Here is a 12,173-nt window from a genome sequence, read left to right on the forward strand (position 1 = left end):
GAGGGTCCTTGGTGGCTGGTCGCGCAGTTCCCCGCGCCCTTTCGGGGGCGCTTCCCTACGGCAGCTTCAGCGTCAGTGCCGACTGCGGCGAAGCCGGCGTGGTCCAGGCCGAGCGCCTGCCCGCGTACGGTGTGCCGAAGGCTGTCGTGCCGGTCACGAGTTGCTGTCTGGTTCCTTCCGGTGCGGTCACCGGGATGCTGGTCCCGGTGGGGGCGGTCACGGTGACGGTGGTGCCGACGCGGTACGCCGAGACGCGGCCGGCCGAGACGGCCTGCTGCCAGGCGGCGCGGCGCTGGAGTTCGGTGCCGATGGCGCTCTGGCGAAGGTTCTCCAGCGGGGTGTTGTCGGCGAAGAGTGCCTTGTAGTCGCTCAGCACCTTCTCCATGACCGGGTACAGCAAGCGGTCCTCGGCGAGGTTGGACTGGTGGGCGTAGTGCGGACGCGGGTCGCCCGCGATGGCGTGACCCAGGTCGGTACGGGCCTCCCGCGGGACGATGTACTCGTCGTAGCCGGTGGCCGTGTCCAGCGGCCGGGAGAGGCAGGTGGAGGACGCGTTGCCCTCGCAGTCGCCACTGCCACCGTCGGCCGCGGAGGCGTGGATCCAGTTGTACTCGTCGGCCATCTCGGCCTTGGTGCCCGTGTTGTAGTACACGTTCATCGGATGACGCGGGACGGTCAACGCCTTGCCGACCGCGCGCTGTTCGGGCTCACGCGAGTTGTCGGACGCGATCCACTGGACGCCGTTGTCGGAGAGCGCGCCGGCCAGGTTCGGGTTGTCGTTCGGCTGCTGCGGCAGCGTCCTGAGGCCCGAGTGCTCGCCGGTGACCAGTTCGGTGCGGTCGATGGGCAGGCCCTTGGCGGCGGCCCAGTTGTTGTTGTCGCGGATCTGCGCGGAGATGTCGGCGCGGCTCATGTACCGCGTCGAGCCGTCGGTGTTCTTCGCGCAGCTCCACGGCACAGTGGAGGTGTCCTGCACGCAGCCGAGGAACGGGTGGGTGTAGGTGTGGTTGATCCAGCGGTACCTGGCCTTGTCGGCGAGCAGCCGGCCGGCCATGGCGTCGGTGCCGCCGTTCTCGGTCTTCCACTGCTCCCCGGCGCCGGCGTTGTACACCATGTCCATGGTGAAGCCGTGCTCCTGCTGCCACTGGGCGGCGTAGGCCGCGTCGGCCTCCGTCATCCTGATCGGCGTGCCGTCGCCATCACCGCCGCCCACGCAGTCGATGTCGCCCGGCGTGCAGTTGCGCTCGCCGTCCCAGCGGGCGTCGGGCGCGAACACGTCGTCGACGTGGACGGCGAAGTAGTTGCGGGCCCGGCCCAGGTGGATGCCCTGGGTGAGCCACTCCACGATGCCCCGGGCCAGGAGCCGGAACTGCTGCTGGTTCTGGTTGTAGGCGAAGGTGACGACGAGTTCGCGGCGCCCGTCGTGGGCGTACTCCCCGACGAGGCTGCCGCGGCCGGAGCCGGCGGGCACAGGGATGTCGATGTAGCTGGTGAAGCCCTCGCGGGGCCTCGCCACGTACCCGTAACTCTCCTGGACGGAGGGCGAGTTGTCCTCGAAGGCGAAGGCCCCGTCGAGGTAGCCGAAGAAGCCCGCCTTCCCGGCGGCGGTGACCGTGGCCTCACGGCCGTCCAGGGCGCCGGTCCAGCCGCCCTCGCTGGTGTAGTCGAGGCCGACGCCCGGGTGGGCCCAGGTGTAGGCGTCCACCTGCGGGATGCCGTACGTCCGCTCGTACGTCTCCAGGGCGGTCCGCTCCGCCGAGTCCGCGGCGAACGGGCTCTCGTTGGGCAGGACCACGCCCTGGTACCTGGCGCGCGGGGTGGAGCCCGTCGTGTCGCTCAGGAAGCCGGCGTCGATGGCCGGGCGGTCCGCGTCGGCGAGGCCGACGCGGGTGTACGGGACGCCGGTGCTCCTCAGTTCGGCGATGACGGCCTGGACGGGGCTTCCTCCGTCGTCCACGACCAGTACCCTCAGATCGACGCGCGGCTCGCCGACCGCGGACGCGCCGGGTGCTCCTGTCCCCAGCGCCAGCAGACCCGCGGCCGCCGTGACGGCGACCGTCCTTCTCCTTCTGCTCGTTGTGCGCGCGGCATGCGCCATGGGTCGTCCCCTCCCCCAAGAGGATCCCCCGCCATGATCGAGACGAGGGGGATCCGTGGAAATGATGCAAAGCGGTGAGCGGCTCGCTCACCGGAACCCGATGAGTGTGACTCAGCTCACCGGGACTGGGGGGACAGAAGTGGTCACGACTCCACACGCAGGTGAACGCCCGTAGAGATGATCGAAAACCCCTCGGTGACGGGTTCGCCCGGCGGCCCTGAACATCACCTTCCGCCCTCCCTCCACCCAGGGGCCCGGCGAGTGCACCTGCAACGCGGGAAACACCGGAGGGAAAGGGCGGCCACGGTCCGGGCCATGGGGATCCCCCTATGCGCAAGCCATGGGGATGTCCCTGTGCGGGCGGAGCCAGGAGCTCGTGGAGGCTGGAGCCCCAGGTCCGACGGGCCGAACGGGGCTAGGGTCCTTCTGATGGATCTGCGTGGAGGAGGGAGCGGCGCCGCGGTGCACGCATGGGGCGTCGCGACGCCGCGGAGATCCGTCGGAAGGGGCCTAGGCTCGTTGTCGGCACTCCCGGTCGAGCCGTGGGGCGCCGCGCCACGGATCCCCGGCCGCGCCGGGGCTGCCGCGTACCGCGGTCCCCCAGTCGGCCGGGGCTGCCGCGCACCGCGGACCCAGGGGCTGCCCCAGGGCCGGTCGACCCATCCGTTCGGCCACTGACACTCAACTGGAAGCGAGATTTCACCACCGTGACTGCTCTCACTCTCAGCACCGCCGCCGCGCCCGGCCTCCGCGCCGACGCCATCGTGGTCGGTGTCGCGAAGGGCGCCAAGGCCCCGGTCGTCGCGCCGGGCGCCGAGGCCGTGGACAAGGCGTACGACGGCAAGCTGGCGGTCGTCCTGGAAACCCTCGGTGCCTCGGGCGCCGAGGGCGAGGTGACGAAGCTGCCCGCGCCGTCCGGCTTCAAGGCGCCGCTCGTGGTGGCGGTGGGCCTGGGAGCCGAACCCCAGAAGGACGCGACCTTCGAGGCCGAGGCGCTGCGCCGCGCCGCAGGTGCCGCCGCCCGCGCCCTGGCCGGTTCGAAGAAGGCGGCGTTCGCGCTGCCCATCGCGGACGCCGGTGACGTCGCCGCCGTCGCCGAGGGCGCGCTGCTCGGCGCGTACTCGTTCGACGTGTACAAGGAGAACGCGTCGGCGAACAACGCCTCCAAGGCGAAGAAGGGCAAGGCGCCCCTCGCCGAGGTCGCCCTGCTCGGTGCCAAGCCCCGCGACCGCGACCACAAGGCCGCCGTGGAGCGGGCCACCGCCGTGACCGAGGAGCTCAACCGCGCCCGCGACCTGATCAACACCCCGCCGAACGACCTGAACCCGGCGGCTTTCGCCGCCCTCGCCCAGGCCGCGGCCAAGGAGCACGGCATCAAGGTGCAGGTGCTCGACGAGAAGGCGCTGGAGAAGGGCGGCTACGGCGGCATCCTCGGCGTGGGTGCCGGGTCGGCGTCGGCACCCCGTCTGGTGAAGCTGTCGTACACCTCCTCCAAGGCGAAGAAGCACCTCGCGTACATCGGCAAGGGCATCACCTACGACTCGGGCGGCATCTCGCTGAAGCCCGCCGGGCACAACGAGACGATGAAGTGCGACATGAGCGGTGCCGCCGCCGTGTTCGCCGCCGTCGTCGCCGCCGCGCGCCTCGGCCTGGAGGTCAACGTCACCGGCTGGCTCGCCCTCGCCGAGAACATGCCGTCCGGCTCCGCCACCCGCCCGGGTGACGTGCTGCGCATGTACAGCGGCAAGACCGTAGAGGTCCTCAACACCGACGCCGAGGGCCGGCTGGTGCTCGCGGACGCGCTCGCCAAGGCCTCCGAGGACAAGCCGGACGCGATCGTGGACGTGGCCACGCTGACGGGCGCGATGATGCTGGCGCTCGGCAACCGCACGTTCGGGATCATGGCGAACGACGACGCGTTCCGCTCCGCGGTGCACGAGGCCGCCGAGGAGGTCGGCGAGGGCGCCTGGCCCATGCCGCTGCCGGACCACCTGCGCAAGGGGATGGACTCCCCCACGGCCGACATCGCGAACATGGGTGAGCGGTACGGCGGCGGGCTGGTCGCCGGTCTGTTCCTGAAGGAGTTCGTGGGCGAGGGGATCACCTGGGCCCACCTCGACATCGCGGGGCCGGCGTTCAACGAGGGCGGGCCGTTCGGTTACACGCCCAAGGGCGGGACGGGCAGCGCGGTGCGGACGCTGGTGCGGGTTGCCGAGCTCGCGGCTTCGGGGGATCTGGGCTGAGGTTTCCAGGGCGGCGCGGGCTCACTTGCGGGCGGGCTCCGGCGCCCACGAGCTCGGTTCTTTCTGTGTGAGGGCGACTGCGGGTCGTATGTGGCTTGTCGCGCCCACGCGGCGGAGCCGCAAACGACACAGCCCCGCGCCCCTTGCGGGGCGCCCCTGTCGGGGCGCCCCGTACGTGTGGTGTCTCACACCGCAGCCCCGCGTCCCGGACGCCACTGACAAGTGCGAAGATGGGGCACGGCAGGACAGGGCCCCACCCCAGGGCCGAAGAAGAGCGGCCGGACACCAGCCGCCGACCGGTCACCGTAGACCGTCGCACGGCGCACATGCATGGAGGACGTGACGTGGCGAACGACGCCAGCACCGTTTTCGACCTAGTGATCCTCGGCGGTGGTAGTGGCGGTTACGCCGCGGCCCTGCGCGGGGCGCAGCTGGGCCTGGACGTCGCCCTGATCGAGAAGGACAAGGTCGGCGGTACCTGCCTGCACCGGGGTTGCATCCCCACCAAGGCCCTGCTGCACGCGGGCGAGATCGCCGACCAGGCCCGCGAGAGCGAGCAGTTCGGCGTGAAGGCCTCGTTCGAGGGCATCGACATCGCCGGGGTCCACAAGTACAAGGACGGTGTCATCTCCGGCCTGTACAAGGGTCTGCAGGGTCTGGTCGCCTCCCGGAAGGTGACGTACATCGAGGGCGAGGGCCGTCTGTCCTCCCCGACCTCCGTCGACGTCAACGGCCAGCGCGTTCAGGGCCGCCACGTGCTCCTCGCGACCGGCTCCGTGCCGAAGTCGCTGCCGGGCCTGGAGATCGACGGCAACCGCGTCATCTCCTCCGACCACGCCCTCGTCCTGGACCGCGTGCCCAAGTCCGCGATCATCCTGGGCGGCGGCGTCATCGGCGTCGAGTTCGCCTCCGCGTGGAAGTCCTTCGGCGCGGACGTCACCGTCATCGAGGGCCTCAAGCACCTCGTCCCGGTCGAGGACGAGAACTCCTCCAAGCTTCTCGAGCGCGCGTTCCGCAAGCGCGGCATCAAGTTCAACCTGGGCACGTTCTTCTCGAAGGCCGAGTACACCGCCGACGGCGTCAAGGTCACCCTGGCCGACGGCAAGGAGTTCGAGGCCGAGGTCCTGCTGGTCGCGGTGGGCCGCGGTCCCGTCTCCGCCGGTCTCGGTTACGAGGAGCAGGGCGTCGCGATGGACCGCGGCTACGTCCTGGTCGACGAGTACATGCGGACGAACGTCCCCACCATCTCCGCCGTCGGTGACCTGGTCCCGACGCTCCAGCTCGCGCACGTCGGCTTCGCCGAGGGCATCCTGGTGGCGGAGCGCCTGGCCGGTCTGAAGACCGTTCCGATCGACTACGACGGTGTCCCCCGCGTGACGTACTGCCACCCGGAGGTCGCCTCCGTGGGCATCACCGAGGCCAAGGCCAAGGAGATCTACGGCGCGGACAAGGTCGTCGCTCTGAAGTACAACCTCGCGGGCAACGGCAAGAGCAAGATCCTGAACACCTCGGGCGAGATCAAGCTCGTCCAGGTCAAGGACGGTGCCGTGGTCGGCGTCCACATGGTCGGCGACCGCATGGGCGAGCAGGTCGGCGAGGCCCAGCTGATCTACAACTGGGAGGCGCTGCCGGCCGAGGTCGCCCAGCTCGTCCACGCCCACCCGACGCAGAACGAGGCGCTCGGCGAGGCCCACCTGGCCCTCGCGGGCAAGCCCCTTCACTCCCACGACTGACACCTTCAGTCTTCGGGCGCGACGACACAGACTTCCGCAATTCGTAAGGAGCAACCGAAACCATGGCGGTTTCCGTAACCCTTCCGGCGCTCGGTGAGAGCGTCACCGAGGGCACTGTCACCCGCTGGCTGAAGGCCGAGGGCGAGCGCGTCGAGGCCGACGAGCCGCTGCTGGAGGTGTCCACCGACAAGGTCGACACCGAGATCCCCTCGCCCGCCGCCGGTGTGCTGGCGTCCATCAAGGTCGCCGAGGACGAGACGGTCGAGGTCGGTGCCGAGCTGGCCGTCATCGACGACGGCACGGGCGCGCCCGCTGCCGCCCCTGCCCCCGCCGCGGAGCCCGCGCCGGCCCCGGCCGCCGAGCCCGCCCCGGCTCCGGCGGCCGCTGCGGAGCCGGCCCCGCAGGCCGTTCCGTCCACCGAGGCCGCAGCCCCGGCCCCGGCTCCCACCGCCGAGGCCGCCACGGGCGGCGCTTCCGCCGAGGGCACCGACGTGGTCCTGCCCGCACTCGGTGAGTCCGTCACCGAGGGCACCGTCACCCGCTGGCTGAAGTCGGTCGGCGACTCCGTCGAGGCCGACGAGCCGCTGCTCGAGGTCTCCACGGACAAGGTCGACACCGAGATCCCGGCGCCCACCGCCGGTGTGCTGCTCGAGATCACCGTCGGCGAGGACGAGACCGCCGAGGTCGGCGCCAAGCTGGCCGTCATCGGCGCTCCTGGTGCCGCTCCGGCCGCCGCCGCGCCCGCGGCCCCGGCCGCTCCGGCTCCGGCCCCCGCCGCCCCGGCTCCCGCCCCGGCCGCCCCTCCGGCTCCGGCCCCCGCTGCTCCGGCGGCTCCCCCGGCGCCCGCCCCGGCTCCGGCCCAGGCCGCGGCTCCGGCTCCCGCGCCGGCCGCTCCGGCTCCCGCACCGGCTCCGGTCACCCCGGCTCCGGCCGCTCCGGCCGCCGCCAAGGCGACCGACGAGGGCGCGTACGTGACCCCGCTGGTGCGCAAGCTCGCCGCCGAGAACGGCGTCGACCTGTCCACCGTCAAGGGCACCGGCGTCGGCGGCCGCATCCGCAAGCAGGACGTCACCGCCGCCGCCGAGGCAGCCAAGGCCGCCGCTCCGGCTCCGGCCGCTGCCGCCCCGGCCGCCGGTGCGCAGAAGAAGGCCCCCGTCCTGGAGGCCTCCCCGCTGCGCGGCCAGACCATCAAGATGCCGCGGATCCGCAAGGTCATCGGCGACAACATGGTCAAGGCCCTGCACGAGCAGGCCCAGCTGTCCTCGGTCGTCGAGGTCGACGTGACCCGCCTGATGAAGCTGCGCGGCAGGGCGAAGGACTCCTTCGCCGCCCGCGAGGGCGTGAAGCTCTCCCCGATGCCGTTCTTCGTGAAGGCGGCGGCCCAGGCGCTGAAGGCCCACCCGGCCATCAACGCCCGGATCAACGTGGACGAGGGCACCATCACGTACTTCGACACGGAGAACGTCGGCATCGCCGTGGACTCCGAGAAGGGCCTGATGACCCCGGTCATCAAGAACGCGGGCGACCTGAACATCGCCGGCATCGCCAAGGCCACCGCCGACCTGGCGGGCAAGGTCCGGGCCAACAAGATCACCCCGGACGAGCTCTCCGGCGCGACCTTCACCATCAGCAACACCGGCTCGCGCGGCGCGCTCTTCGACACGATCATCGTGCCGCCGAACCAGGTCGCGATCCTCGGCATCGGCGCCACGGTCAAGCGCCCCGCCGTCATCGAGACGGAGGAGGGCACGGTCATCGGCGTCCGCGACATGACCTACCTGACCCTCTCCTACGACCACCGCCTGGTGGACGGCGCCGACGCCGCCCGCTACCTGACGGCGGTCAAGGCGATCCTGGAGGCGGGCGAGTTCGAGGTGGAGCTCGGCCTGTAGGTCTTCGGTACGACTGCCGGTGCGTCTGTCAGTACGGTGCCCCGCCCGGGACTCTCCGGGCGGGGCACCGTCTTTTCTGGGGGCGCGGGGCTGTGTCACTATGCGGCTCCGCCGCGTGGGCGCGACCAGCCACGAACCACCGGCAGCCTGCGAACAACCAGCAGCGCCACGGCGCCACCCAGTGAAGCGCCACCGCGTGTAAGTCTCGTCTCACCTGCGCATAAGCGCCCCCGCGCGCCCTCCCAGCGGAGCGAACCGGCCTTATTGTCTAGAGGTCAAACGCCTTAAGGAGTCTTCATGACCGCGCCCGTCGTCCACTCGCTGCGCGAACAGATCCGCGAGCACATCGTGGAGGGGATCGTGAGCGGTCGCTGGAAGCCGGGTGAGCGGATCGTCGAGCGGCGGATCGCGACGGAGCTCGAGGTCAGCCAGACCCCCGTCCGGGAGGCCCTGCGGGAGCTGGAGTCGCTCCGTCTGATCGAGTCGGCGCCGAACAAGGGCGTACGGGTCCGGAACCTGACGGCGGCGGACCTGGAGGAGAGCTACCCCGTACGGGCCGGTCTGGAGGCCATCGCGGCGGAGCTCGCGGCGGAGAGGCTGGGCGAGGACTGCTCGGCGCTGGAGCCGCATGTCGCCGCGCTGTACGAGGCGGACCGCGCGTCGGACGGCACGGGTCAGGTGCGCCACACGGTCGGCTTCCACCGTGAGCTGGTGCGGGCCGCGGGCAACTCCGTCCTCCTGCACACCTGGGAGGGGCTGGGGATCGAGGTGTTCACGGCGCTGTCCATCCGCTGGCTGGGCACGGTGCAGCAGTCGTACGCCGAGGAGCACGAGGAGCTGGTGGCCGCGTTCCGCCGGCGCGACCCGAGGATCGCCGAGATAGTGAAGGCCCACGTGCTGGGCTGCGCACCCCGCGCGTAGGGCCCCGGCGCCTCGAGCGCTTTCTGGAGCGCCGGGACCTGCGCGGCTTTCAGGGCCGCTGGTAACGGCCCGGTTTTTTAGGGGCGCGGGGCTGTATCGATATGCGGCTCCGCCGCGTGGGCGCGACAAGCCACACCCAACCCCGCACCAACCCACCCCAAGCACCCCCACCCCTTCGCTCCCCCGCCTTCCTCCCCACACCAGAGCACACCCCCGCTCAAACGCACTCCCACCTGCGAAAACTCCCGCAACCCCACGACACCCGGTGCCGCCACCGAAGGCACGCCGTGCCGACTTTCTCGTGATCAAGAGGTTTTGCCTCTCAACCCTTTGATCGATCATCGATCAGCGAGTTACAGTCACCGACGGGCTCCCACCAGAGCCCTCGCCCTGTCCTGCCAAGACAAAGGGCACCCCCAACACCCCTTGCCGACGAGGGAACCCCCCTCCGCATCCGGAAGGCGGCGCAATGACCGACCCCACCGCAATCCAGCCGAGCGAGCTCGACCAGCTCCCGGACCGCGACCCCGAGGAGACCGCCGAGTGGCAGGCCTCGCTGGACGCCGTCACCAAGGCAGCCGGGCCGCACCGCGCCGCATACCTGATGCGGCGCACGCTGGAGCGCGCCGAGGCGGGCGGGCTCGCGCTGCCCAAGCTCCTCGAGACCGACTACGTCAACACCATCCCCACCGCCGCCGAGCCCGCCGTGCCCGGTGACGAGGAGATGGAACGCCGTATCACCGCGTGGAACCGCTGGAACGCGGCCGCCATGGTGAGCCGCGGCTCGAAACACGGCGTCGGCGGCCACATCGCCACCTTCGCCTCCGCGGCCTGGCTCTACGAGACCGGCTTCAACCACTTCTTCCACGGCAAGGAGGCGGACGGCTCCGGCGACCAGCTCTACATCCAGGGCCACGCCTCCCCCGGCATCTACGCCCGCGCCTTCCTCGACGGCCGCCTGACCGAGCAGCACCTCGACAACTTCCGTCAGGAGGCCGGCGGCAACGGACTCCCGTCGTACCCGCACCCGCGGCGCCTCCCCTGGCTGTGGGAGTTCCCGACGGTGTCGATGGGCCTCGGCCCGCTCTCCGCGATCTACCAGGCGCGCTTCAACCGCTACCTCACCCACCGCGGGATCAAGGACGTCTCGGCGTCCCACGTGTGGGCGTTCCTCGGCGACGGCGAGATGGACGAGCCCGAGTCGACGGCCGCACTCGCGCTCGCCTCCCGCGAGGGCCTGGACAACCTGACCTTCGTCATCAACTGCAACCTGCAGCGCCTCGACGGTCCGGTCCGCGCCAACTTCAAGATCGTGCAGGAGCTGGAGGCCCAGTTCCGCGGCGCCGGCTGGAACGTCGTCAAGACGCTGTGGGGCACCGCCTGGGACGAGCTGTTCCAGCTCGACACCACCGGCGCGCTCGTACGCCGCCTGCGCGAGGTTCCGGACGCGCAGGTGCAGACGTACCAGACCCGCGACGCCGCCTACATCCGCGAGGACTTCTTCGGCAAGGACCCCGCGCTCGCCGAGATGGCCAAGCTGCTGTCCGACGACAAGATCCTCGAGTGTTTCCACCTCTCCCGCGGTGGTCACGAGGCGCGCAAGGTGTACGCCGCGTACAAGGCCGCCGTGGAGCACAAGGGTGCCCCGACCGTGATCCTCGCCCAGACCGTCAAGGGCTTCACCCTCGGCGAGGGCTTCGCGTCGAAGAACGCCAACCACCAGATGAAGAAGCTGACGGTGGACGAGTTCAAGTCGATGCGCGACCTGCTGGAGCTGCCGATCTCCGACGAGCGGTTCGTCGACGGGGTCGTGCCGTACGCCCACCCGGGCGCCGACTCCCCCGAGGTCCGCTACCTCCAGGAGCGCCGCGCGGCCCTGGGCGGCCCCGCCCCGGCGCGTCGTACGCACGCGATCGCCCCGCTGCCGGCGCCCGCCGAGAAGGCGTTCGCGTCCTTCGACAAGGGCTCGGGCTCGCAGAACGTGGCGACGACCATGGCCTTCGTCCGCCTCGTCAAGGACCTGGTCCGCGACAAGCAGTCGGGGAAGCGCTGGGTGCCGATCGTCCCCGACGAGGCGCGCACCTTCGGTATGGAGTCGCTCTTCCCGTCCCTCGGCATCTACTCCCCCAAGGGCCAGACGTACGAGCCGGTCGACCGTGACCAGCTGATGTACTACAAGGAGGCCAAGGACGGGCAGATCCTCAACGAGGGGATCACCGAGGCCGGTTCGATGGCCGACTTCATCGCCGCTTCGACGTCGTACGCGACGCACGGCGAGACGATGATCCCGTTCTACATCTTCTACTCGATGTTCGGCTGGCAGCGCACGGCCGACCAGATGTGGCAGCTCGGCGACCAGCTCGGCCGCGGCTTCCTCGTCGGCGCGACGGCCGGCCGTACGACGCTGACGGGTGAGGGCCTGCAGCACGCCGACGGCCACTCGCCGGTGATCGCCGCGACGAACCCGGCGGCGCTGACGTACGACCCGGCGTTCGCGTACGAGATCGCCGTGATCGTGAAGGACGGACTGCGCCGCATGTACGGCGAGGCCGCCCCCGGCGAGGACCAGAACGTCTTCTACTACCTCACCGTCTACAACGAGCCGCTGCCGCAGCCCGCGAAGCCGGCGGTGCCCGCGATCGACGAGGGCATCGTCAAGGGGCTGTACCGCTTCAACACGGCGGAGTCGGCCGGGCTCTCGCCCGTGGCCAACGCCCCGCGCATCCAGCTGCTGGGCTCCGGTACGGCGATCCACTGGGTCCTCGACGCCCAGAAGCTGCTCGCCGAGGAGTGGGGCGTGGCGGCGGACGTGTGGTCGGCGACGTCGTGGACGGAGCTGCGGCGGGACGCGCTGGACGCGGACGCGGCGCTGTTGCGGGGCGAGGAGCGGATGCCGTTCGTGCGCCAGGCGCTGCAGGGTGCCGAGGGTCCGGTGCTGGCGGTCTCCGACTACATGCGGCAGGTTCCCGACCAGATCGCGCAGTGGGTGGAGCAGGACTACTCCTCGCTCGGCGCGGACGGTTTCGGTCTCTCCGACACCCGTGAGGCGGCCCGCCGCCACTTCGGCGTCGACGCCGAGTCGGTGGTCGTCGCGGCCCTCGCCCAGCTCGCCCGGCGCGGCGAGGTCAAGGCGACGGCGGTGAAGGAGGCACGGGAGCGGTACGGGTTGTGAGGTAGCGGCGGGGGCGGCGGGGCGGGTGTTGTCTTCGCCCCCGCCGCCCCTACCCGTCCCTCCCCCACTCTCGGCTCCGCTCGAGCGGGGGGACCCCCATCCGGGGCTCCGCCC

At 71.1% G+C, this 12,173-nt stretch carries 6 protein-coding genes; 5 read left to right on the plus strand and 1 reads right to left on the minus strand.

Features of this window, described 5'->3' with window-relative positions:
• Positions 1-55: 55 nt before the first annotated feature.
• Positions 56-2,098, minus strand: a complete 2,043-nt coding sequence (locus tag AB0959_RS24935) for a hypothetical protein (protein WP_366828730.1) — start codon at positions 2,096-2,098, stop codon at positions 56-58.
• Positions 2,099-2,805: 707 nt separating this feature from the next.
• On the opposite strand from AB0959_RS24935, the gene AB0959_RS24940 reads away from it, so the two are divergent.
• The 5 genes from AB0959_RS24940 (at position 2,806) to aceE (ending at position 12,059) form a co-directional block, all read left to right on the plus strand.
• A complete protein-coding gene (locus tag AB0959_RS24940) occupies positions 2,806-4,341 on the plus strand; it encodes a leucyl aminopeptidase (RefSeq protein ID WP_366828732.1) in 1,536 nt (511 codons plus the stop codon).
• A 344-nt stretch (positions 4,342-4,685) separates the two neighbouring features.
• Positions 4,686-6,074, plus strand: a complete 1,389-nt coding sequence (gene lpdA / locus AB0959_RS24945; RefSeq protein ID WP_366828733.1) for a dihydrolipoyl dehydrogenase — start codon at positions 4,686-4,688, stop codon at positions 6,072-6,074.
• A 62-nt stretch (positions 6,075-6,136) separates the two neighbouring features.
• Complete coding sequence (sucB, locus tag AB0959_RS24950; RefSeq protein WP_366828735.1) at positions 6,137-7,966, plus strand: 2-oxoglutarate dehydrogenase, E2 component, dihydrolipoamide succinyltransferase; 1,830 nt, start codon at positions 6,137-6,139, stop codon at positions 7,964-7,966.
• Between the two features lie 297 nt (positions 7,967-8,263).
• Positions 8,264-8,887 (plus strand): GntR family transcriptional regulator, encoded by a 624-nt coding sequence (locus tag AB0959_RS24955; protein ID WP_366828736.1) that lies wholly within the window; start codon positions 8,264-8,266, stop codon positions 8,885-8,887.
• A 469-nt stretch (positions 8,888-9,356) separates the two neighbouring features.
• The gene (aceE, locus tag AB0959_RS24960; protein ID WP_366828737.1) at positions 9,357-12,059 is read left to right on the plus strand and encodes a pyruvate dehydrogenase (acetyl-transferring), homodimeric type; all 2,703 of its coding nucleotides are present in this window, start codon (positions 9,357-9,359) and stop codon (positions 12,057-12,059) included.
• The last annotated feature ends 114 nt before the right edge of the window (positions 12,060-12,173 follow it).

Origin of the sequence: Streptomyces sp. NPDC046862 (assembly GCF_040704615.1) — a bacterium.
GTDB lineage: Bacteria > Actinomycetota > Actinomycetes > Streptomycetales > Streptomycetaceae > Streptomyces.

What these genes read in the sequence shown, in the direction of transcription:
- sucB (WP_366828735.1), top strand. Translation starts at nt 6,137, where the DNA reads ATGGCGGTTTCCGTAACCCTTCCGGCGCTCGGTGAGAGCGTCACCGAG.
- AB0959_RS24935 (WP_366828730.1), bottom strand. Translation starts at nt 2,098, where the DNA reads ATGGCGCATGCCGCGCGCACAACGAGCAGAAGGAGAAGGACGGTCGCC.
- AB0959_RS24955 (WP_366828736.1), top strand. Translation starts at nt 8,264, where the DNA reads ATGACCGCGCCCGTCGTCCACTCGCTGCGCGAACAGATCCGCGAGCAC.
- aceE (WP_366828737.1), top strand. Translation starts at nt 9,357, where the DNA reads ATGACCGACCCCACCGCAATCCAGCCGAGCGAGCTCGACCAGCTCCCG.